Raw genomic sequence first — 22,616 nt, 5'->3', positions numbered from 1 at the left:
GGATGGCCGCATGGATCCCCTCGCACTCCGGCGGGCGCGCCTGCGCCATCATCGGCTGAACGCTCGGGCGAGCTCCGTGGCGGATGCCGCCCGCCATCTGACGGCGACCCAGTCGCAGGACCTCTGGGGCGGCCGGCTCGCGCTCGCGAGCCGCACCCGCGGCGCGGCCGTCTCTCACGTCGACCGCGCCTACGACCGCGGCGCGATCGTGCGCGCGTGGACGCAGCGCGGCACCCTGCACACCGTGGCCGCGGACGACCTCGCCTGGATCCTGTCGGTCACGGGGCCGCGCATGCTCGTGCTCGAGGAGCGGCGGATGGCGGACCTCGGCCTCTCGCGCGACGACGTCGCCCGCGCCGAGGCGGTCGCGCGCGGAGCGCTGCGCGGCGGTGGACGCCTCACCCGCGCCGAGATCGCCGCGGTGTGGGAGAGCGGCGGTGTCGCGACGGCGGGGCAGCGGACCTACCACCTCATCGCGGCGCTCGCCGTCGTCGGCGTCCTCGTGTGGGGTCCCGTCGTGCATCGGGCGGGCGTCGAGCCGCGCGAGCAGCACCTCGTGCTGGCGGAGGACTGGATCACCGCGTCGACGGCTCCCGCCGACCCCGAGGCCGAGCTCTTCGTCCGCTACATCGCGGGCCACGGGCCGGCCACCGTGCGCGACTACGCGTGGTGGGCGGGGCTCGCCCTCACGCCCGCGCGCGCCGCTGCGGAGCGCGCGGCCGACCGCGTGCGCACCGTGGCGGACGAGGGCGGCGATCCCCTGTACGCGTCTGCGTCGCCGCCCCGGGCGAGCGCGGACGCCCCGCGCACGATCGCGCTCCCGACGTTCGAGGAGTACTACATCGCGTACGCCGACCGGGGCCGCGTCTGCACGTCGGAGGTGCTCGCGGCCGCAGGGCCGGGCGCCAACGGCATGGTGCGCCCCGTGATCGTGCACGACGGCGAGATCGTCGGCCTGTGGCGGCCGCCCGCCATGGCCGTGCGTGCGACGGGAGAGGCGTCCTTCGAGCTCCTCGAGGGCGCGGACGGCTCCCCGGAGGATGTGCAGGGCGCGGTCGACCGCGCCCTGCACATCCTGCGATCCTGACGATGAAGCGGCCCGCCCCGGATCGGAACGGGGCGGGCCGCTGGGGTGCGTGCGTCCGGCGTGCGGTCCGGGCGACGCGGCGGGGCCGTCTTGTGCGGGTCAGGCCTCCGCGGTCTGGAGGCGCTCGCGCAGCGCGTCGAGCTGCGCGCGCAGCTCGGCCGGCACGCGGTCGCCGAACGTGTCGTAGAACTTCTCGGTGAGGTCGGCCTCCGCGAGCCACGACGCCGGGTCGACGGCGAAGAGCTCGTCGAGGTCGGCCTGCGGCACGTCGATGCCGTCGAGATCGAGATCGGCGACGAGCGGCAGCAGGCCGATCGGCGAGGGCACGGCCTCCGCCTCGCCCTGCAGGCGCCGGATGATCCAGTCGATGACGCGCGAGTTCTCGCCGAAGCCCGGCCACAGGAAGCGACCGTCGGCGCCCTTGCGGAACCAGTTCACCTGGAACACACGGGGCAGCTGCGGGGCCCGCCGTCCCATCGCGAGCCAGTGGCCGAAGTAGTCGGCCATGTTGTAGCCGCAGAACGGCATCATCGCGAAGGGATCGCGCCGCAGCTCGCCGACGACACCCTCGGCGGCCGCCGTGCGCTCCGACGAGATCGTCGACCCGAGGAAGACGCCGTGCTCCCAGTCGAGCGCCTCGACGACGAGCGGCACGTTCGTCGCGCGGCGCCCGCCGAACAGGATGGCGTCCAGCGGCACCGCCTCCTCCCAGTCGGCGGCGATGGAGGGCGCCTGCGCGGCGCTCACCGTGAACCGCGAGTTCGGGTGGGCGGCGGGGCGCCCCGCATCCGGCGTCCAGTCCTCACCCTGCCAGTCGACGAGGTGCGCGGGCGGGTCGTCCGTCAGCCCCTCCCACCACACGTCGCCGTCGTCCGTGAGCGCGACGTTCGTGAAGAGGACGTTGCCCCACAGCGTCTCGACCGCCGTGACGTTCGTGGAGGCCCCCGTTCCGGGTGCGACGCCGAAGAAGCCCGCCTCGGGGTTGATGGCGTGGAACCGCCCGTCGGCGCCTGGCCGGATCCACGTGATGTCGTCGCCCAGCGTCTCCACGCGCCATCCCGGGATGGTCGGGCGCAGCATGGCGAGGTTCGTCTTGCCGCACGCCGAGGGGAACGCGGCCGCGACGTGGTACGCCCGGCCCTGCGGGTCGATGACGCGGATGAGCAGCATGTGCTCGGCCATCCAGCCCTGGTCGCGCCCCAGGACGGAGGCGATGCGGAGGGCGTAGCACTTCTTCGCGAGGATCGCGTTGCCGCCGTAGCCGGAGCCGAACGACCACACCTCCAGGTCGTCGGGGAAGTGGACGATGTACTTCTCGTCGTTGCACGGCCAGGCAGCGTCGGCCTGCCCCGGCTCGAGAGGGGCGCCGACGGAGTGCACCGTGCGGACCCAGGGCGCGCCATCGGCGATGAGGCGCGTGACGTCGTCGCCGACGCGCGTCATGATCTCGATCGACACGACGGCGTACGGGCTGTCTGTGAGCTGCACGCCCAGCTGCGACAGCGGGCCGCCGACCTTCCCCATCGAGAACGGCACGACGTACATCGTGCGGCCGCGCATCGACCCCTCGAACAGCGGGCGGATGGTCGCGCGCATGTCGTCCGGCGCCGCCCAGTTGTTCGTGGGGCCCGCGTCCTCCTCGCGCTCCGAGCAGATGTAGGTGCGCGATTCGAGGCGCGCGACGTCGCCCGGGTGCGAGCGCGTGAGGTAGGAGTTCGGGCGCTTCTCCGGATCGAGCGGGATGAGCGTGCCGTCGGCGACCATCTGCGCTGTCAGTGCGGCGTTCTCCTCGGACGAGCCGGAGACCCAGTGCACGCGATCGGGTCGGGTGAGACGCGCGACCTCGTCGACCCAGGCGGCGAGCGCGGTCATGCCCTCCCCGTCGTAGGCGGGTCGGGCGCCGATCTCGGCGAGGTCGTCGCGTCGGGGTGCGAGAGGTTCGGCGATCGCCATCAGAGCTCCTCGGTGTCGGGGGTGGTCTCACCAGGTTCACGCGGTTTCGGGCGACCTTTCGGCCATCCACCCTCGAAAGAAGGACGGATCTTTCGCTATCATCAAGGAATGCCGCCCGCCAGCGATCAGAAGACGGGGCTCGAGCTGAAGACGCTCGGCCATCGCATCCGCCACCACCGGATCCAGAAGGACCTCACGCTCGACGAGCTGGGCGCGCTCGTGGGCGTCGCCGGCAGCCAGCTGAGCCTCATCGAGAACGGCAAGCGCGAGCCGAAGCTGTCGCTGCTGCAGGCGATCGCCGACGCCGTCGGCACGAACGTCACCGACCTCATCTCCGGCGAGCCCCCGAACCAGCGGGCCGCGCTCGAGATCGAGCTCGAGCGCGCACAGTCGAGCCAGCTGTTCCGCCAGCTCGGGATCGCCCCCGTCAAGGTGTCGAAGGGCCTCAGCGACGAGACCATCGCGTCGATCATCGGCCTGCACCGCGAGCTGCAGCGGCGCGAGAGCGAGGCGATCGCGACGCCGGAGGAGGCCCGGAGGGCCAACACCGAGCTGCGGCTGCGGCAGCGTGCGGCCGACAACCACCTCCCCGCGATCGAGGAGCTCGCCGAGAGGCAGCTGAAGGCGGCCGGCCACACGTCGGGTGCCCTCACCCACCGCACGGTGAGCATCATGGCCGAGCAGCTCGGCTTCGAGCTGCTGTACGTCAACGACCTGCCCGCGTCGACGCGATCGATCACCGACATCGAGAACGGGCGCATCTACCTGCCGCCCGCGTCCATCCCCGGGGGTCACGGCCTCCGGTCGATGGCGCTACAGGCCATGGCGCATCGGCTGCTCGGGCACGAGCGGCCGACCGACTACGCCGACTTCCTGCAGCAGCGGCTCGAGATCAACTACTACGCGGCGTGCTGCCTCATCCCGCAGACCGCCGCCGTCGCCTTCCTCGAGCAGGCGCGCAAGGACCGCAACCTCGCGGTCGAGGACTTCCGCGACGCGTTCGGCGTCACGCACGAGGCGGCAGGCATGCGGATGACGAACCTCCTCACGGCGCATCTCGGCATGCGGCTGCACTTCCTCCGGGTGGGCGGCGAGGGCCAGGTCGAGCGCGTCTACGAGAACGACGGGCTGCCGCTCCCGGAGGACGTCACAGGAGCCATCGAGGGCCAGATCGTGTGCCGGCGGTTCTCGGCGCGCAGCGCGTTCGAGCAGCAGAACCGCACGACAGAGCACTACCAGTACACCGACACCCCCGCGGGGACGTTCTGGTGCTCGACGCAGACCGGCTCGCGGTCGACGGGCGAGTTCTCGATCACGGTGGGCGTGCCCTTCGACGACGCGAAGTGGTGGCGAGGGCGGGAGACCTCGGCGCGCGCGGTGTCCACGTGCCCCGACGAGTCGTGCTGCCGGCGACCCCCCGGTGCGGCCGACTCGCGGTGGCGCGGCAAGGCGTGGCCGAGCGCGCGCGTGCACACGCACATCTTCTCTCCCCTCCCCCGCGGTGCGTTCCCCGGCGTCGACGACCTGGAGGTCTTCGAGTTCCTGGAGCGGCACGCCGACAGCTGAGCCGCGACGGCCTCGGCCGTCGCGGCTCAGACGGCGCCGCGGTCAGCCGAGGTCGGTCCCGAACACCTGCGCGGCGACGAGGGGGCGCACGACGCGCTCGAAACGGCCGTCGACGAAATGCTCCTTGAGCACGTCGTCGGCCAGCTCGTTGCCGATGGCCGCCAGGATCATCGACTGGTCGAGGCTGAGGTACCGCTCCGCTGCCGTGCCCGATGTCGTCGCGACGGCGTCGTAGAAGCCTCCGGGACCGTAGGCGCCGAGGTCGTGCTCGATGCCCGCGAGGTTCTCGAGCACGCCGTCGCGGTCGTACGGCAGCGCGAGGAACGCGGCATGCGGCGTCACGACGCCTTCGCCGAAGACCGGATCGGTGTTCCCGCCCTCGCGGCACCCTTCATAGCCGCGGTCGACGTCGGTCGCCGGCTCGTCGCTCGCATAGCCGTCGGCGCTCATGCCGAGCTCCTCGACGCCGTACTCCCGGTAGCCGCCGAATGGGTCGCTCGCGGGGCTGAACCCCCAGTACCCGAATCCGGCCTCCTCGAGTCCGTGATGCTCCTGGGCGGCGACGGTGGCGGGATGGTTGAGCCCCCACGACCGCGGCCCCCATTCGGCCTCCGGGACGAAGAGATCGGGCATGAGCGCCTCGAACATGCTGCCGCCCCACGCGGGCACGATGCGCATGCCGGCGTACGCGTAGGTGCCCTCGAACACCTCCACGCCCGCGTACTCGCGGACGACACCCTCCGGCTTCTGCTCCTGCCACGAGTAGTCGCAGCCCTGATCGGGCATCGTGCGGAGCGTTCCGTAATACGCCTCGGGCGGGATCTGCCCGTTGGCGATGCCGAGGTACGTCGCGATGCGCGCCTCGCTGACCGACGTGTCGTACCAGTGGCACGTGTAGAGCACGTCGGCGCCTTCGCCGGCGTAGTTGCCGGGGACGGTGCAGGTGTCGCCGGGCTGGTCGACCCAGAATCCGCCGCGGTTGAGACCGGCGCCGCCCGCAGCCTCGGTGTCGTGGAACCATCCGAAGTCCATGGAGTCGTAGAGCGCCTGCGCCTGCTTCCGCACCGACGGCTCGGCATCGGCGACGACGCGCAGGGCGGCCGCGAGCCATCCGTTGTCGACCGTGGAGAGGAACGGGTGGACGACGTCGCCGCTGTCGGGCCACGTCGTCAGCTTCTCACCCGTCTGCGGCGCGTACCAGTTGTAGAACATGCCGCTCGGCTCGTGCCGCTCGAGCTCCTCGAGCGTGTCGAGCGTGGTCGCGATCCGGTCGCGGGCCTCGCGGTGCGACATGAGATCGAGTTCCTCGGCGACGACGGCCGACCACAGGTAGCCGCCGATGTTCGTCGGCGAGGTATATCCGCTCGCCGTCTTGAGGTCGCCGTCGATGTGGTCGGCGACGAGTCCCGTGCGTTCGTCGGCCATCGCCGCCATCGACGTCCAGGTGTCCTCGGCGTAGCGCAGCAGGGTGTCGTCGGGGGACTCCCCGTGCGGTTCTGCGGCCGCCGCCGCGGAGCCCGCCAGCACGAGGGCGGCCGCCGTCGCGGCCGCGAGGACGGGGCGTCTCCACGGCCGCCGTCGGCCGATCGGTGTCCTGCGGGTCATCGTGAACCTCCTTGTTCGACTCCCGCGAGTGTATGCGCATACATTCCGCGGTTCAAGGGGACCTCATCCCCGAGGGGGACCCTGACCCTTCCCTGGTTCATCCCCGAGGCCGATGCGCGAAGGGCGTCCCGTGGCGGAGAGTGAGGTCATCGCCTCGCCGAACCGCAGGAGGAAGCCATGCCCGCCACGCCCGTCCCCGCCGACGCGCCGCGCCCGTCGCATCGCCGCACCGCCGTCGCCGATCCCGCCTACACGGCGCTGCGGATCGCCGCCGGGTCGCTCGTCTTCCTCGGCACGGAGTCGACCGTCTCGATCAGCACTCTGCACCTCGCGGAGGCCGACCGGGGGTGACAGGCTGAGCACATGAAGACGTGGCTCATCCGGTTCGCATGCCTCTACCTCTTCGACGTGCTCGTGCTCTCCCTCGTCGGGTGGTTCGTCGGCTCCGTGCGCGTCGGCTGGGCCGCCTGGTGGGCGGCTCTCGTGCTCGCCCTCGCCACGATCTGGCTGAAGCCGCTGCTCGCGCGGCTCTTCCGCGGTGCCGCGTCGTCGGTCGCCCGACGCGCGCAGATCGGCGAGAAGCTCGTGCAGTACCTCGCGTCGTTCGCCGTCCAGCTCGTCATCTGGCTGCTCGTCGTCTGGCTCTCCGACGTCTCCGTCCGCGGATGGTTCTGGGGATACGTGCTGCCCCCGCTGTACCTGCTCGTCGCATGGGTCGTCTACGACCTCGTCGACGACCGTCTCGAGCGTCGCGCGACGCGGCTCTACGACGGCACCCGGGCGCGGATCGCCGGGCGGAGCTCGGGGAAGGAGAAGCCGACCGTGCCGCCGGCTGCCGCCGAGCAGCCCGGCCGCCGCGAGCTGAAGGACGGCCTCACCGACGAGCAGCGCCGCCTGCTCGACGACCTGTGAGCGGACTCACTCCCCGCCGACGAGCGTCGCCTTGAGGTCTTTCCGTAGGATCTTGCCCGAGGCCGACTTTGGGATCGCGTCGACGAAGACCGCCCGCCGGACCTTCTTGTAGGGCGCCACCTGGCCGTTGAGCTCAGTCAGGATGGCCTCCTCGTCGGCGTCGCCGACGGGCACGATGAACGCCACGGGCGCCTCGTCGCCGTCCTCGAGCGTCTCGCCCACGACGGCGGCGTCGGCGACGCGGTCGCTCGCGAGCAGCAGCGCCTCGAGCTCGGCGGGGGCGACCTGGTATCCCTTGTGCTTGATGAGCTCCTTCAGCCGGTCGACGATGAAGACGAACCCGTCCGCGTCGTAGGCCGCGATGTCCCCGGTGCGCAGCCATCCATCGTCGGTCACGCAACCGGCGGTCGCCTCAGGGTTGTCCAGATAGCCGAGCATCACCTGCGGTCCACGCACCCAGAGCTCCCCGGACGCCGACCGTCCCTCCGACGGTGCCTCGATGTCGTCGAGCGTGTCGATGTCGACGATGCGCACCTCGGTCCCCGGCACGGCCGGGCCGATCGACGACAGCGGCACGCTGGAGCTCCTCCCCCGCTCCATGGCGTGCGAGACCGGGCTCAGCTCAGTCATCCCGTAGCCCTGCAGCACCTCGACGCCGAGCCGGTCGGCGACCGCGTGCCCCAGGCGCTCGTCGAGCGGCGCCGCACCCGAGAAGACCGTGCGCAGCGAGGAGAGGTCGTACTCGTCGACGAGCGGATGCTTCGCGAGCGCGACCGCGATGGGCGGCGCGATGAACGCGTACGAGACCTTCTCGTCCTGGATCACCCTGAGGAACTCCGTGAGATCGAACCTCGGCATCGTCACGAGCGTCGCCCGGACGCGGACGGCGAGGTCGAGCAGCACCGTCATCCCGTAGATGTGGAAGAACGGGAGCACGGCGAGCACGCGCTCCCCCGGTTCCACGTGGATGCGTTCGACGCACTGCTGCACGTTCGCGACGAGGTTGCGGTGCGAGAGCATGACGCCCTTGGGCACCCCCGTCGTGCCGGACGAGAACGGGATCACGGCGACGCCGCTGGCCGAGTCCACCGCGATCTCGAGGGCGGGACTCCCCTCGGCGAGCAACTGGGCGAGAGAGAGGAAGCCGTTCCACCCGTCCAGCACGACGATGCGGTCGTCCGCGATCCCCGCGGCCTGCGCCGCCGGGACGGAGCCGGGTGCCAGCGGCGAGACCGTGACGTGCGCGACGGCCCTCGACATCCGCAGCTGCTTCTCGATCTCGCGCGGGGTGAACAGCGCGTTGACGGTCGTGGCCGTCGCCCCGGCGCGGAGGATGCCGTGGAACGCGATCGCGAACCCGGCCGAGTTGACGGCGTGCAGGGCGACGACGTCGCCGACGCCGATGCCGCGAACGGACAGGGCGCCCGCGAACGCGTCGATCGCGTCGACGAGCTGCCCGTAGGTCGTGACGGCGCCCGTCGGGCCGTCGACGAAGGCGGGGAGATCCCGCTCGTCGACGGAGAGGTCGCCGAACAGGAGGTCGTAGAGAGGGACGCCGGGGATGGCGGGCACAGCTTCTTCGATGCGCATGGTGAACATCATGGCCCATGCCGCGTCCGCGTGCCATGTGCGGGACGAGCGGGCGAGGACGGCGCGGACGAGACCGTCGTTGACAACCCGCCGACGAGGGGATAGCGTTCCGGTCATACGTAGAAGCAGCTCAATTTTCTTCTACGCGTCGGTGCTCATACGAATGAGCACCGAACCCGATCCCGAATCGCGCGTCCGTCGAAGGAGACCGAAATGCGCCCTCGCTCCCACCCGGTCGCGGTCGCCGCTCTCGCGGCGGCCGCGGCGCTCGCCCTCGCGTCCTGCACGCCGACCCCCTCGTCGACGACGGGAGACCGCAGCGACACGATCGTCTTCGGCAAGTCCGACGGCGGCACGACGTACGTGCGCAACTACAACGTGCTTGGGCCCGCGACCGAGAAGGCGCCCAACGCCGAGCTCATCTACGAGCCGCTCGCCCGCATCGACTACTCCGCCGGGGCCGTCGTCGAGCCATGGCTGGCGGAGTCGCTGCAGTTCGACGACAGCGGCACGGTCCTCACGATCGACCTGCGCACCGACGTGACCTTCTCGGACGGCGAGGCGATGGACGCCGACGACGTCGTCTTCTCGCTCTCGCTGCCGCTTGAGCGCCCCGAGCTGAACCTCGCCGGCGTGACGTACTCCGCGGTCGAGAAGGTCGACGGCGACACGGTGGAGGTGTGGTTCGACTCCCCCTCCTTCGCCGCGCTCAACCAGTTCTCGTCGAGCTCGCTGCCCGTCGTCCCCGAGCACATCTGGGCCGATCAGGACCTCATGACCTGGACGAACCCCGACCCCGTGGGCACCGGTCCGTTCACGGTGGAGTCCTTCGCGGCGCAGCAGGTCACCCTGAAGGCCCGCGACGACTACTGGGGCGGCGAGCTGCCAATGACCTACTTCAAGATCCTCGCCACGAACGCCGAGACGGTGAAGGCGCAGCTGCTGCGCGGCGACGTCGACTGGGCGCCGGCGTCGTGGGCGGGCGCGGAGGAGGAGTTCGTCGCCGAGAGCCCCGAGACGAACCTGTACCAGCTGTACGCGACGGGCGGGGCCTACTCCATGATCTACAACACCGCGCAGGCGCCGTTCGACGACCCGGACCTGCGTCGCGCGCTCGCGCTGTCGATCCCGCGGTCGGACATCACCGCCACCCTGAACCGTCCGGGCACCGAGGCGGGCCCGACCGGGCTCGTCGATCAGATCTACGGCGACTGGATCGCCCCGGAGTACCGCGGGCTCGTGCAGGAGGTCGACGCCGAGGGCGCCGTGGCCGCCCTCGAGGCCAGCGGGTACGAGGTCGTCGACGGCGCGCTCGTGAAGGACGGCCAGACGTTCGCCCCGCGGCTGTCGTTCAACCAGGACTTCGGCTGGAACGCGTACGCCGACATCATGATCAACAGCTGGAAGGAGGTGCTGGGCCTGTCGGTGACGCCCGCCGGCGCCCCCGGCGCGACGCTGTACGACCAGCAGAAGACCGGCGACTTCGACCTCACGATTGCCACGACGGGCGGCGCAGGGGTGTACGGCGTCTACAGCTTCCTCGACAGCCGCTACGTCGAGCCGATCGGCACGGCGGCGGCGACCAACGTCGGACGCTGGGACGACCCCGAGACCGACGAGGTGCTCGCGGCGATGACCCGGGCGGCCGACGAGACAAAGATGCGCGAACTCGGCGAGCGGATGCAGCGGATCGTCGTCGAGGAGGTGCCCTTCTCGCCGCTGTACAACTCGTACTGGTTCGTCGATGTCAACGCGTCGAACTGGACGGGGTGGCCGACTCCGGAGGACTTCGACGCCGTGCCGTTCCCGAGCCTCGGCCCCGACACCATCCGTACCCTGCTGTCGCTGAAGCCGGCGTCATGACGGTCGCGCCCGAAGCGGCGTCGCCGACCACGACGACCGCGATCGCGGAGGTCGCCGCGCGACGCCGGCCGCGTCGACGCAGCGGCGCCTTCCTCCTCAGACGCCTCGGCTTCTACGCCGCGGCCGCATGGTCGGCGGTCACCCTGAACTTCGTCATCCCCCGGCTCATGCCCGGGGATCCGTCGGCGGCGATCATCGACCAGCTCGAGCGCGTGAGCGGGCAGGCGCTGCCGCCCGAGGCCCTCGTGTCGATCAGGGGGCTGTTCGGCGACCCCGACCAGAACCTGTTCGCGCAGTACCTGGCGTACCTGGGCCAGCTCGCCCGGTTCGACCTGGGCGTGTCGATCTCGAACTTCCCCGTCCCCGTCGCCGACCTCGTCGGAACGGGCCTCCCGTGGACGCTGCTGCTCGTCGGCACGACGACCGTGGCGTCGTTCGTCCTCGGCACGATGCTGGGCGTCGCGGTCGGATGGCGCGCCGGCTCGCGCTTCGACTCGATCGCGACCCCGCTCATCACGTTCCTGTCGTCCGTCCCGTACTTCTGGATCGCGCTGCTGGCGCTGTGGTTCTTCGGCTTCCTGCTCGGCTGGTTCCCGCTCTCGGGCGGCTACGACCCGAACCTCGCGATCTCGTTCGATCCCGCCTTCATCGCCAGCGTGCTGCAGTACGGGGCCCTCCCCGCTCTGACGATCGTCTTCTCGGCCTTCGGCGGCTGGATGCTCGGCATGCGCAACATGACCGTCACCACCGTCCGCGAGGACTACGTGCTGCTCGCCCAGGCCAAGGGCCTCTCGCCCGCCCGGGTGCGCTGGCGCTACGCCGCGCGCAACGCCATGCTGCCGCAGTTCACCGGGTTCGCGATGGCCCTCGGCGGCGTCGTGGGCGGGGCGCTCCTCACCGAGATCGTGTTCAGCTACCCCGGAATCGGGTACCTGCTGTTCTCCGCCCTGCAGAAGCGCGACTACCCCGTGATGCAGGGCGTCTTCCTGCTGGTCACCCTCACGGTGCTGATCGCGAACCTCATCGCCGACTCGCTGTACGTCTGGCTCGACCCGCGGGTGAGGGAGGGGAGCTGATGTCCTCGTCGCCGCTTCGCAACGGCAAGGTCCTGTTCGGCGTCGTCGTCCTCGCCTTCTTCGTCCTGCTCGCGGCCCTCGGCCCGTGGCTGCTGTCCCTGCTCGGGCTCGACGCCCGCGCCAACGACGTCACCGCGATCTCCGCGCCGCCCAGCGCCGCACATCCGCTCGGCACGACGCAGTTCGGCCAGGACGTGCTGGCGCAGGTGATCGAGGGCGCGCGCGGGTCGATGTTCGTCGGGTTCCTCGGCGCGGCCATCGGCACCGCGATCTCCATCCTCGTCGGCGTGCCGGCCGGGTACTTCGGCGGAGCCGTCGGCAACCTCCTGAACTTCCTCACGAACCTCTTCCTCGTCATGCCGGTGCTGCCGCTCATCTTCGTGGTCGCGGGCTACCTGCAGGGCACAGGCCTCGTGATGATCGCCTTCATCATCGGCCTCTTCGGCTGGGCGGGAGGCGCCCGCACGCTGCGCGCCCAGGCGATGAGCGTGCGGAGCCGCGACTTCGTGCAGGCGATGCGCATGCTGGGCGAGCCTCACCGCCGGCTGATCTTCGTCGAGGTGCTGCCCCATCTCTACGGCTGGATCGCCTCGATGTTCCTGGGCGGGCTGGTCGGCGCCGTCATGGCCGAGGCGGGCCTCGCCTTCCTCGGCGTCTCCGACTCCTCGGCCGTCAGCTGGGGCACCATGATCCAGGCGGCGCAGCAGCAGAGCGCCGTGCTGCGCGGGCTGTGGTGGTGGTTCGTCCCGCCTGGGCTGTGCATCGCCCTGGTCGGCACCGCGGCGGCGCTCATCAACTTCGGCGTCGACGAGCTGGCCAACCCCAAGCTGCGCGCCGCGAGCCGCCCCGTCGCGAAGCGCGTCGCCGCCCGCCGCGCCGCGGTCGCGGCCGTGCCGGAAGGAGCATGACATGACGATGGTCCAGGAGGCCGGCGCGCCCACGGCGGCCGGCGACGCCGACGTGCTCCTCGCTGTCGAGGGGCTCACGGTCGAGTACGCCGGCGCCGGCGACCCCGTCCGCGCCTGCACCGACGTCTCGTTCACACTGCGCCGCGGGGAGATCCTCGGCGTCGTGGGCGAGTCCGGGTCGGGCAAGTCGACGCTCATCACGGCGCTCACGCGGCTGCAGCGGCCGCCCGCGGTCACGGCGGCCGGACGCGTGCTCTACCACCCGCGCGAGGGCGGCGCCCCGATCGACCTCGTCGCTCTCTCGGGCCGGCGCCTGCGGGCGCTGCGCTGGACGCGGCTGTCGATCGTGCTGCAGAGCGCGATGGACGCGCTCAACCCCGTCGCGCGCGTCGGCGCGCAGTTCGTCGACGTCCTGCGCACCCACGACCGGTCGATGAGCCGCGCGCAGGCGTGGGACGAGGCGCGCCGGCTGCTCGGGCTCGTGGGCATCTCGGCCGACCGCGCGCGCGGCTTCCCCCATGAGCTCTCCGGCGGGATGCGGCAGCGCGCCACGATCGCGCTCGCCCTCGCCTGCCGCCCGGAGCTGGTCGTGATGGACGAGCCGACCACGGCCGTCGACGTCGTCATGCAGCGGCAGATCCTCGCCCAGGTGCTGCGGCTGCGGCGCGAGCTGGGGTTCGCCGTCGTCTTCGTCACGCACGACCTGTCGCTGCTGCTCGAGCTCGCCGACCGCATCGCGGTGATGTACGCGGGCCGGATCGTCGAGCTCGCGGCGTCGCACGAGATCTACCGCTCGCCGCTCCACCCCTACACCCGGGGACTCCGCGACTCGTTCCCGCCGCTGCACGCGCCGGTCGAGCGCCTGGAGGGCATCCCCGGCACGCCGCCCGACCTGAAGGCGCTGCCGCCGGGGTGCCCGTTCGCGGCGCGGTGCCCGCACGCCTTCGACCGCTGCCGGCACGAGCTCCCGCCGCTCTCCGCGCACGGGCACCGTGCCGTCGCCTGCCATCTGCACGACCCCGATCTGCGCGATTCCGAGGAGGCACCGTCATGAGCGAGCCCGTGCTCGAGGCCGTCGACGTCACCAAGCACTTCGCTGTGACGTCCGGCGTCGGATCGACGGCCACCGTCCGCGCCGTCGAGGACGTCACGCTGCGCCTGCACCCCGGCCGCGTCACCGCGGTCGTCGGCGAGAGCGGCAGCGGGAAGACGACGCTCGCGCGGCTGCTGGCGCGCTTCTACGAGCCCACGGAGGGGGCCATCCGCCTCGAGGGGCGTCTGGTGGGGCGTCCGCGCGGCGGGGAGGAGCTGGCCTACCGCAAGGCGGTGCAGCTGATCTTCCAGGACCCGTTCGGCTCTCTCAACCCGCTCCACCGGGTGCGGCACAACATCGACCGCGCCATCCGGCTGCACCACCGCGGCCTCTCGCGCGCCGAGCGGCTCGCGCGGGCGCGCGAGCTGCTCGAGCGGGTTTCCCTCACCCCCGCCGACGACTACCTGCGGAAGTTCCCACACGAGCTCTCCGGCGGGCAGCGGCAGCGCGTCGTCATCGCCCGCGCCCTCGCCGTGGAGCCCCGCGTGCTGCTCGGCGACGAGCCGATCTCGATGCTCGACGTGTCGATCCGCCTCGAGATGCTGAACCTGCTCGACCGGCTGCGTCGCGAGGACGGGCTCGCCCTGCTCTACATCACCCACGACATCGCCAGCGCCCGCTACCTGTGCGACGACATCGTCGTGATGTACGCCGGACGCGTCGTCGAGAGCGGCCCGAAGGAGGCCGTCATCTCGAACCCCCGGCATCCGTACACGAAGCTGCTCATCGAGTCCTCCCCCGACCCGCACCGCGACGTCGCGCTCGACCGCGACGACGTCTTCGGGTCGGCCGAGGAGCTGGGCGAGCCGCCCAGCCTCATCGACCCGCCGAGCGGATGCCGCTTCCACCCGCGCTGCCCGTTCGCGATGGAGCGGTGCCGCACCACCCGGCCGCCGCGCGCCGAGGTCGGGCCGGGGCACGGCGCCGACTGCTGGCTGCACGAGGCCGGGCGCGGCGACGAGCTCGCGAGCGCGTCCATGACCCGACTGGTGTCCCGCACCCTGACCGAGGAGATCCCGTGACCGCCCCCTCCCCCCGTCCCCGCTCCGCGCGGCAGTCCGACGTCGCCCGGATCGCCGGCGTCTCGCAGTCCGCGGTGTCGCGCGTCATCAGCGGCGACGCGGCGCGCATCCCCGCGGAGACGCGCCGGCGCATCCACGACGCCATCGCGGAGCTCGGGTACGTGCCCAACCCGGTCGCCCGCAACCTGCGCGGCGCCCGCACGCGGCTGCTGGGCGTGCACACGTTCGAGCCGCTGTTCCCGAACGCGCGCGAGGGCTTCTACGTCGAGTTCCTCCTCGGGATCGAGCAGCGCGCCGAGGAGACCGGCCACGACCTCGTGCTCTTCAGCTCGACCGGAGACGGCGCGGGCGGGCGGCGCATCTACCGCGACGAGACCAACCGGCTGCGGATCGCCGACGGGAGCGTGCTGCTGGGCGTCTCGCCCGACCGCGCCGAGCTCGCGCGGCTGTGGCACGAGGGGTACCCCTTCATCCACATCGGACGCCGCGACGTGCCCGGCGCGCCCATCCCGTGCGTCATCCCGGACTACTCGGGGGCCGCCGCGGGCATCGTGGAGCGCCTGCACGGCCTCGGGCACCGCCGACTGGCGTACCTGCGCGACTCGATCGACGTCGAGCCGTACGAGGACCGCCGCGCCGGCTACGCGGACGCGGTCACCCGGCTGGGCGTCGTCGACCGCTCGCCGGGCTTCGTCTCGGGCACAGCGGGGGTTCCGGACGAGGTGGTGTCGGCCCTCGCCGACGGTACGTGCACCGCCGCGGTCGCCGAGAGCGAGCGGGTCGCGGCCGAGCTGAGGGCGCGGCTCACCGACCGGGGCGTCCGCATCCCCGAGGACGTCTCGGTCGCCGTCCTCGAGGACACCTCGGCCGCCGACGTCGGATGGGACGACCTGCGCATCCCGCGGCAGGAGATCGGGCGCATCGCCGTCGAGCGGCTCATCGACATGGTGTCCGACCCCGCGGCGCCGCGCGAGAGCACGTACGTGGCATGCGAGGCGATGCCGGGGGAGACCGTCGCCGGGGTGCGGGAGGACCGGCGATGACGCGGCAGATCGACCTGCTCGTCGTCGGGGGCGGGGTCGGCGGCGTGGCCGCCGCGCTGACCGCGGTCACACTGGGCCTGCGCGTGGTGATGACCGAGGAGTCGGACTGGCTGGGCGGTCAGCTCACCTCCCAGGCGGTGCCGCCCGACGAGCACGCCTGGATCGAGCAGCCGTCGACCTCGCGCGGATACGCGGAGCTGCGGCGGCGCGTGCGCGATTACTACCGGCGCAACTACCCGCTCACCGCGGAGGCGGCGGCGGACCCCCTGCTGAACCCCGGCAGGGGCATCGTCAGCCGGATCTGCCACGAGCCCCGCGTGACCGAGGCCGTCATCGCCGAGATGCTCGCCCCCTGGCGGGCGAGCGGGCGGCTCGAGGTGCTGCTCGAGCACGCGCCTGTCGCCGCCGAGGTCACCGGCGACCGCGTCGCCGCCGTCGTGGTCCGCGATCCTCGCGGTCGCGAGCTGACCCTCAGCGCGCCGCTCGTGGTCGACGCGACCGAGACGGGGGAGCTGCTCGCCCTCGCGGGCGCCGAGCACGTCATCGGCGCCGAGGGGGCGGACGACACCGGCGAGCTCCATGCGCCCGCGATCGCCGACCCGCTCGACCAGCAGGCGGTGTCGTGGTGCTTCGCGCTCGAGCACCGGGCGGGTGAGGATCACGTGGGCGACCGTCCCGCACGGTACGAGCACTGGCGCACGCACGTCGACCCGTTCTGGCCAGGCCCGCAGTTGTCGTGGACCGACATCGAGCCGATCGGCCTGCGGGTGCGCACGCGGCCCCTGTTCCAGAGCGTCGACACGCCCGACGTGCCGTTCGACCTGTGGCGGTACCGCCGGGTGCTCGCGGCGTCGAGCTTCACCGGCGGCATCGACGACGTCACCCTCGTCAACTGGCCGCAGATCGACTACTGGGAGGCGCCTGTCCTCGGCGTCGAGCCGGACGCGGCCGCCCGCGCGCTCGCCGCGAGCCGCGAGCTGTCGGAGTCGTTCCTGTACTGGATGCAGACCGAGGCCCCGCGCGAGGACGGCGGCTCCGGCTACCCGGGGCTCCGGCTGCGCGGCGACGTCACCGGCACCGCCGACGGCTTCGCGAAGCGCGTGTACATCCGCGAGTCGCGTCGGGCGCTGACCGAGTTCCGGGTGCTCGAGCAGCACGTCGGCGTCGAGGCGCGGGGCGCCGGGACCGGCAGCGCGGTCTTCGACGACAGCGTCGGCCTCGGGCACTACCGGATCGACCTCCATCCGTCCACCGCCGGCCGCACGTACGTCGACATCGAGTCGTACCCGTTCCAGATCCCCCTCGGCGCCCTGCTGCCGGTGCGGATGGAGAACCTGCTGCCCGCGGCGAAGAACATCGGCTCGACGCACATCACGAACGGCTGCTACCGCCTGCACCCCGTCGAGTGGTCGATCGGCGAGGCCGTCGGCGCCCTCGCCGCGGTGTCGCTGGGCAACCGGGTGCCGCCGCGCGCCGTGCGGGCGCGCGGCGACCTCCTCGACGAGCTGCGCCGGGTGCTGACCGGACCGCTCGGCATCGCCCTGAGATGGCCTGAGGAGGTGCGCACGCACCACTGGAAGCCGCGACCCGCCGAAGGCGAAGTCGTCGCGGCCCGCTGAGGGCCGCACCCGGCGCCGGCGACGAGGCCGGCGCCGTATCCCGGAAGGAGAACGATCATGTCTCATCCCCCCGGCCTGCGCAGACGCGCAGGCGCTCTCCTGGCCGCGCTCGCGGTGACCGCCGCGCTCGCGACGGCGGCACCCGGTGCGGCGGCGGCCGACGGTTCGGCGCCCGCCCTCTCCGTGCAGGGCAACCGCGTCGTCGACGAGGCAGGCGCCGACGTCGCGCTGCGCGGGGTGTCGGTGCTCGCGCCCGAGCAGAACGACGTCTGCGACTACTGCGATGCCCGCCCAACCTCCGAGATGATCGACCTCGCCGCGGAGTGGGGCTCGAGGATCGTGCGACTGCCAGTCACGGAGATCTCGGCCACGACCGATCTCGCCGCCTACGACGCGCAGTACATCGCGCCGTACGTCGAGCAGGCCGTCGATCTCGGGGTCTACCTCATCATCGACCTGCATCTCGTGCGCGACTACGGCGACGGCACGGGCGCCGTGCCTCGCTCGACCGTGCAGCGGTTCTGGGAGTACATCGCCCCGCGCTACGGCGGCACGACGAACGTCGTGTTCGAGGTGTTCAACGAGCCCATCAACCCTGCGAGCTGGACGACCTGGAAGTCGTACATCCAGCCGGTCGTGGACGCCATCCGCGAGACGGCCCCCGACACGCTGCTGCTGATGGGCTCCCCGCAGTGGAGCACGATGCTGAACGGGGCCGTGAGCGATCCGATCGTCGACGACAACGTCGCGTACGTCTACCACCTCTACCCCAACCAGGGCGCGCCGACGACGGCGCTGCTGGACGGCAAGTTCGGCGACGCCGCCGAGCAGCTCCCGGTGGTCGTGACCGAGTTCGGCTGGAACCCGCCCGGGGAGTTCTCCGACAGCATCACCGCCGGCACGACGACGAACTGGGGTGTGCCGTTCCGCGCCTACATGGACGAGCGCCCGTGGATCGGCTGGCAGGCGTGGATCCTCGACAACTTCTGGAAGCCGCAGATGTTCGACTACGACTGGAACGTCCTCGGTGGCGAGCACCAGGGGCAGTTCGTGAAGGACTGGCTCGGAGGCCTGCCGAGCGTCTCGCCGTGCGCCTCCCACGACGCCGTCGGTGCGGCCGTCACGGTGTCGTCGACGTACTCGTCCGCGTACGGCGGGGACAACCTCGTCGACGGCGACTGCACGGATGCCGGCCGCTGGCTCTCGGCGGTCGGAGACGCGACGCCGACGGCCACCGTCGTCCTCGACCAGGCGCAGCACGTCTCGTCGATCACCGTCTACAGCGGCTACGGGGGCGGAAGCGGCGTCGTGCTCGTCGACTTCACGGTCGACGTGCGGACCGCGACGGGCTGGCAGCAGGCGGCCGACGTCACGGGCAACGCCCAGAGCGTGCGGGAGGTGACCGTCGGGGTCGACGGCGTCGACGCGGTGCGTCTGGTCGCGACCGACCCCTCGGCGTCGACGACCGAGCCGGAGATCGCCCGCGTCTACGAGCTGGCGGTGCACGGATGACCGCTGGCGGACGTCCGTGACGCCGGGTCCCGGGCCGACGCGGATCCCCGCGGCGGTCCGGGACCGCGGGCCCCGCCTCAGGCGACCGAGCGCTCCGCCGCCTCCACGACGTTCGTCATGAGGAGGGCGACCGTCATGGGCCCGACGCCGCCGGGGTTCGGCGAGACGAAGCCCGCGACCTCCGCGACGTCGGGGTGCACGTCTCCGTAGACCTTCGACCTGCCCGTCTCGGCGTCGGTCTCGCGCGTCACGCCCACGTCGAGCACGGCGGCGCCGGGCTTGACGTCGGCGGCGCGGATGAGGTGCTTGACGCCTGCGCCCGCCACGATGACGTCGGCCTGGCGCAGGTAGGGCGCCATGTCGGGAGTGCCGGTGTGCACCTGCGTCACCGTCGCATTGACGTCGCGCCGCGTGAGCAGCAGACCCATCGGACGGCCGATCGTCACGCCGCGGCCGACCACGACGACGTGCTTGCCGCCGAGGTCGTAGCCGCCCCGGACGAGCAGCTCGATGACGCCCCGCGGCGTGCACGGCAGCGGCGTCGCGATGGGCGCGTTGACGTTCAGCACGAGCCGCCCGAGGTTCGTCGGGTGCAGGCCGTCGGCGTCCTTCGCGGGGTCGATCCGCTCCAGGATCGCGTCGGTGTCGAGGTGCTTCGGCAGCGGCAGCTGCACGATGTAGCCGTGGCACGTCTCGTCGGCGTTGAGCTCGTCGATGAGCGCCTCGACCTCGGCCTGCGTGGCGTCGGCCGGCAGCTCGCGCTGGATCGAGTTCATCCCGATCGCGACGGACTGCTTGTGCTTCATGCCGACGTACAGCTGCGACGCCGGGTCGGCGCCGACGAGCACGGTCGCGATGCCGGGCGTGACGCCCTTCTCCTTCAGCGCGGCGACGCGGTCGGCGAGCTCCGCCTTGATGGCGGCCGACGCGGCCTTGCCGTCGAGGATCTGCGCGGTCATCCGGGTTCCCTCATTCCTCGGTCGGGTTCCGCCGAGACCGGCCTGCGTCGACGAGACCGCGCGGACAGCGCGGGTCCCGGCGACCGGGGCCGGTCTCGGCAGGACGTGCAGTGGGTCAGACGCCCGCGTAGCCCTGGCCGGCCTGCTCGAGGCCCGGGTAGAGCGGGAAGGCGTCGGCGAGCGCGGCGACGCGGTCGCGGAGCGCCGCGACGTCGGCGCCGGGGATGAGCGCGAGCGCGATGATGTCGGCCACCTCTGTGAACTCCGCGTCGCCGAAGCCGCGCGTCGCGAGGGCGGGCGTGCCGATGCGCAGACCCGACGTCACCATCGGAGGGCGCGGGTCGTTCGGGACCGCGTTGCGGTTGACCGTGATGCGGATGTCGTGGAGGAGGTCCTCCGCCTCCTTGCCGTTGATCGCCGCGTCGCGCAGGTCGACGAGCACGAGGTGCACATCGGTGCCGCCCGAGCGCACTGCGATGCCGGCGTCCTTGACGTCCTGCTGGGCGAGGCGGTCGGCGAGGATGGCCGCGCCGCGGACGGTGCGCTCCTGGCGGTCCTTGAACGCGGGGCTCGCCGCGAGCTTGAACGCCGTCGCCTTGGCGGCGATGACGTGCATGAGGGGGCCGCCCTGCTGACCGGGGAAGACGGCCGTGTTGATCTTCTTCGCGAGGTCGGCGTCGTTCGTGAGGATGAAGCCCGAACGCGGGCCGCCGATCGTCTTGTGCACGGTCGACGAGACGACGTGCGCGTGCGGGACGGGGCTGGGGTGCACACCGGCGGCGACGAGGCCCGCGAAGTGCGCCATGTCGACCCACAGGTACGCGCCCACCTCGTCGGCGATGGCGCGGAACGCGGCGAAGTCGAGCTGGCGAGGGTAGGCCGACCAGCCGGCGATGATGACCTTCGGCTTGTGCTCGATGGCGAGCCGACGCACCTCGTCCATGTCCACGAGCGACGTCTCGGGGTCGACGCCGTACGCGACGATGTCGTAGAGCCGACCGGAGAAGTTGATCTTCATGCCGTGCGTGAGGTGGCCGCCGTGGTCGAGCGACAGCCCGAGGATCGTGTCGCCGGGACGGGCGATGGCGTGCAGCACGGCCGCGTTCGCGGTGGCGCCCGAATGGGGCTGCACGTTCGCGAACGCGGCGCCGAAGAGCGACTTCGCGCGCTCGATGGCGAGCTCCTCCGCGACGTCGACCTCCTCGCAGCCGCCGTAGTAGCGACGGCCGGGGTAGCCCTCGGCGTACTTGTTCGTCAGCACCGATCCCTGCGACTGCAGGACCGAGACGGGCACGAAGTTCTCCGACGCGATCATCTCGAGGAAGCCGCGCTGGCGGTCGAGCTCGCGCTGGAGCACCTGGGCGATCTCGGGGTCGACCTCGGCGAGGGGGGCGTTGAACAGCGGATCGGTCATGACGATCTCCAGACGACAGGCGAAAAGGGGTCATCGCATCGGCCCAGGCGTGCGGTCGAATGCCGTCTCGGTCGCTTCCCGGTGGTACACCACCTCAACGCCAGTCGCGACGCGAACAGCATAGCGCGCGATGTGGGAGTGTTCTCGACATGGGTCTGCTGCTCCACTCCGCGATGCTCGTGACAGACGGACGTGCCGTGCGCGGCGGATGGCTGCGCGCGGAACACGGCAGGATCGTCGCGACGGGGGACGGCGAAGGATGGCGTGCCGCCGCGCAGGCGGGCGATGTCGTGCACGACCTGCGGGAGCTCGCGGGCGATGGCGCCCTGCTGTCGCCGGGGCTCGTCGACCTCCACGTCCACGGCGGGGCGGGCGCGGCCGTCGACGACGGGGCGACGGCCATCCGCACGACGAGGTCGCTGCACAGGGCGCACGGCACGACGAGCGCCGTGGTCTCGCTCGTGACGGCCTCGATCGATGCGCTCGTCGAACGCGTCGGCGCCGTCGCACGGCTCACGCGGGAGGACGCCGGCGTGCTCGGCAGCCACCTGGAGGGGCCGTTCCTCGATCCGGGCCACCACGGTGCGCACGATCCGGCGCTGCTCGTCGCCCCGTCGGAGGATGCCGTCGCGCGCGTGCTCGACGCCGGCGTCGTGGACGGACGCCAGACCATCCGGCAGGTGACGATCGCGCCGGAGCTCCCCGGCGCGATGGCGGCGATCCGGCGCCTGACGGAATCGGGGATCGTCGCCGCGATCGGCCATACCGACGCCGACGCCGCGACGACCCGGCAGGCGGTCGAGGCGGGGGCGACGCTCCTCACGCACGCCTTCAACGCCATGCCGGGCATCCACCACCGCGCGCCCGGGCCCGTGCCGGTCGCGATCGACGACGATCGCGTCGTGCTCGAGCTCATCGCCGACGGCGTGCACGTCGCCGACGAGGTGATGCGGATGCTGCTCCGGTCGGCACCGGGACGCATCGCGCTCGTCACGGATGCGATGGCGGCGACGGGCATGGCCGACGGCGACTTCCGGCTGGGCGATCTCGACGTCATGGTGACGGACGGCGTGGCGCGCGTCGCGGGGACCGACACGATCGCCGGGTCGACGCTCACGCAGGACGCGGCCGTGCGGCGGATCGCGGGGCTCGGCGTCCCGATCGGGGAGGCGCTGCGCGCGGCCACGTCGACGCCGGCCGGCGTGCTGGGGATGGCCGGGGAGATCGGGACGCTGCGCGTGGCGGCGCGCGCCGATCTCGTGCTGTGGACATCCGGGCTCGAGATCGCGCACGTGTGGACGGCGGGGGACGAGTAAGGGGCTCGGACCCCTCCCCCGAGTCGTCCGAGCCCCTGCGCCGCGTACGCGACGAGTCCCCCAGGAGACCGCCCCGCG

The 22,616-nt window shown here is 72.1% G+C and carries 18 protein-coding genes and 1 riboswitch; of the genes, 13 read left to right on the top strand and 5 right to left on the bottom strand.

Annotation, left to right across the window (positions count from 1 at the left end):
• The first annotated feature begins 10 nt into the window (after positions 1 to 10).
• Positions 11 to 1,087 (top strand): winged helix DNA-binding domain-containing protein, encoded by a 1,077-nt coding sequence (locus ABD998_RS14560; RefSeq protein ID WP_345440588.1) that lies wholly within the window; start codon positions 11 to 13, stop codon positions 1,085 to 1,087.
• A 99-nt stretch (positions 1,088 to 1,186) separates the two neighbouring features.
• On the opposite strand, the gene ABD998_RS14555 is transcribed toward ABD998_RS14560, so the two are convergent.
• Entirely contained in the window at positions 1,187 to 3,040 is a 1,854-nt protein-coding gene (locus ABD998_RS14555; RefSeq protein ID WP_345440585.1) for a phosphoenolpyruvate carboxykinase (GTP), read from the bottom strand.
• A 108-nt stretch (positions 3,041 to 3,148) separates the two neighbouring features.
• On the opposite strand from ABD998_RS14555, the gene ABD998_RS14550 reads away from it, so the two are divergent.
• Positions 3,149 to 4,606 carry a helix-turn-helix domain-containing protein gene (locus ABD998_RS14550; protein WP_345440582.1) on the top strand — a complete coding sequence of 486 codons (1,458 nt, stop codon included), beginning with the start codon at positions 3,149 to 3,151 and terminating at the stop codon, positions 4,604 to 4,606.
• 42 nt (positions 4,607 to 4,648) lie between these two features.
• Here the strand turns inward: ABD998_RS14550 and ABD998_RS14545 are convergent, their stop codons facing one another.
• Positions 4,649 to 6,211, bottom strand: a complete 1,563-nt coding sequence (locus tag ABD998_RS14545; RefSeq protein ID WP_345440579.1) for a glucoamylase family protein — start codon at positions 6,209 to 6,211, stop codon at positions 4,649 to 4,651.
• A gap of 177 nt (positions 6,212 to 6,388) precedes the next feature.
• Between ABD998_RS14545 and ABD998_RS14540 the strand changes: the two genes are divergently transcribed.
• Together ABD998_RS14540 and ABD998_RS14535 are read left to right on the top strand one after the other, a co-directional pair.
• The gene (locus ABD998_RS14540) at positions 6,389 to 6,562 is read left to right on the top strand and encodes a hypothetical protein (protein ID WP_345440576.1); all 174 of its coding nucleotides are present in this window, start codon (positions 6,389 to 6,391) and stop codon (positions 6,560 to 6,562) included.
• Positions 6,563 to 6,574: 12 nt separating this feature from the next.
• Positions 6,575 to 7,123, top strand: coding sequence for a hypothetical protein (locus tag ABD998_RS14535; protein WP_345440573.1), 549 nt, complete (start codon positions 6,575 to 6,577; stop codon positions 7,121 to 7,123).
• A gap of 6 nt (positions 7,124 to 7,129) precedes the next feature.
• Here the strand turns inward: ABD998_RS14535 and ABD998_RS14530 are convergent, their stop codons facing one another.
• Positions 7,130 to 8,713: an AMP-binding protein gene (locus ABD998_RS14530; RefSeq protein ID WP_345440570.1), complete on the bottom strand. Its 1,584-nt coding sequence runs from the start codon at positions 8,711 to 8,713 to the stop codon at positions 7,130 to 7,132.
• 213 nt (positions 8,714 to 8,926) lie between these two features.
• On the opposite strand from ABD998_RS14530, the gene ABD998_RS14525 reads away from it, so the two are divergent.
• Genes ABD998_RS14525 through ABD998_RS14490 form a run of 8 tightly spaced genes read left to right on the top strand, consistent with a single transcriptional unit; the run spans position 8,927 to position 18,849 of the window.
• Positions 8,927 to 10,576: an ABC transporter substrate-binding protein gene (locus tag ABD998_RS14525; protein ID WP_345440567.1), complete on the top strand. Its 1,650-nt coding sequence runs from the start codon at positions 8,927 to 8,929 to the stop codon at positions 10,574 to 10,576.
• On the top strand, positions 10,573 to 11,652 hold the full coding sequence (locus tag ABD998_RS14520) for an ABC transporter permease (protein WP_345440564.1): 1,080 nt from the start codon (positions 10,573 to 10,575) through the stop codon (positions 11,650 to 11,652). Before ABD998_RS14525 ends, ABD998_RS14520 begins: the two co-directional genes overlap by 4 nt.
• Positions 11,652 to 12,560: an ABC transporter permease gene (locus ABD998_RS14515; RefSeq protein ID WP_345440561.1), complete on the top strand. Its 909-nt coding sequence runs from the start codon at positions 11,652 to 11,654 to the stop codon at positions 12,558 to 12,560. The genes ABD998_RS14520 and ABD998_RS14515 overlap by 1 nt, the downstream gene beginning before the upstream one ends.
• 1 nt (position 12,561) lies before the next feature.
• The gene (locus ABD998_RS14510) at positions 12,562 to 13,614 is read left to right on the top strand and encodes an ABC transporter ATP-binding protein (RefSeq protein WP_345440559.1); all 1,053 of its coding nucleotides are present in this window, start codon (positions 12,562 to 12,564) and stop codon (positions 13,612 to 13,614) included.
• On the top strand, positions 13,611 to 14,675 hold the full coding sequence (locus ABD998_RS14505; RefSeq protein ID WP_345440556.1) for an ABC transporter ATP-binding protein: 1,065 nt from the start codon (positions 13,611 to 13,613) through the stop codon (positions 14,673 to 14,675). Before ABD998_RS14510 ends, ABD998_RS14505 begins: the two co-directional genes overlap by 4 nt.
• On the top strand, positions 14,672 to 15,718 hold the full coding sequence (locus tag ABD998_RS14500; RefSeq protein WP_345440553.1) for a LacI family DNA-binding transcriptional regulator: 1,047 nt from the start codon (positions 14,672 to 14,674) through the stop codon (positions 15,716 to 15,718). The genes ABD998_RS14505 and ABD998_RS14500 overlap by 4 nt, the downstream gene beginning before the upstream one ends.
• Positions 15,715 to 17,337 carry an FAD-dependent oxidoreductase gene (locus ABD998_RS14495; protein WP_345440550.1) on the top strand — a complete coding sequence of 541 codons (1,623 nt, stop codon included), beginning with the start codon at positions 15,715 to 15,717 and terminating at the stop codon, positions 17,335 to 17,337. The genes ABD998_RS14500 and ABD998_RS14495 overlap by 4 nt, the downstream gene beginning before the upstream one ends.
• 57 nt (positions 17,338 to 17,394) lie before the next feature.
• Entirely contained in the window at positions 17,395 to 18,849 is a 1,455-nt protein-coding gene (locus ABD998_RS14490; RefSeq protein ID WP_345440547.1) for a cellulase family glycosylhydrolase, read from the top strand.
• A 77-nt stretch (positions 18,850 to 18,926) separates the two neighbouring features.
• Here ABD998_RS14490 and ABD998_RS14485 read toward each other — a convergent pair whose 3' ends face one another.
• On the bottom strand, positions 18,927 to 19,808 hold the full coding sequence (locus tag ABD998_RS14485; protein ID WP_345440545.1) for a bifunctional methylenetetrahydrofolate dehydrogenase/methenyltetrahydrofolate cyclohydrolase: 882 nt from the start codon (positions 19,806 to 19,808) through the stop codon (positions 18,927 to 18,929).
• A gap of 115 nt (positions 19,809 to 19,923) precedes the next feature.
• The gene (glyA, locus tag ABD998_RS14480) at positions 19,924 to 21,222 is read right to left on the bottom strand and encodes a serine hydroxymethyltransferase (RefSeq protein WP_345440543.1); all 1,299 of its coding nucleotides are present in this window, start codon (positions 21,220 to 21,222) and stop codon (positions 19,924 to 19,926) included.
• A gap of 34 nt (positions 21,223 to 21,256) precedes the next feature.
• Positions 21,257 to 21,340: riboswitch (ZMP/ZTP riboswitch) on the bottom strand.
• A 31-nt stretch (positions 21,341 to 21,371) separates the two neighbouring features.
• Here glyA and ABD998_RS14475 point away from each other — a divergent pair.
• Positions 21,372 to 22,538 carry an N-acetylglucosamine-6-phosphate deacetylase gene (locus ABD998_RS14475; protein WP_345440540.1) on the top strand — a complete coding sequence of 389 codons (1,167 nt, stop codon included), beginning with the start codon at positions 21,372 to 21,374 and terminating at the stop codon, positions 22,536 to 22,538.
• Positions 22,539 to 22,616 lie beyond the last annotated feature (78 nt).

The sequence above is a fragment of the Microbacterium gilvum genome (assembly GCF_039543865.1).
GTDB lineage: Bacteria > Actinomycetota > Actinomycetes > Actinomycetales > Microbacteriaceae > Microbacterium > Microbacterium gilvum.
This window is presented reverse-complemented; position numbering and strand designations above follow the sequence as displayed.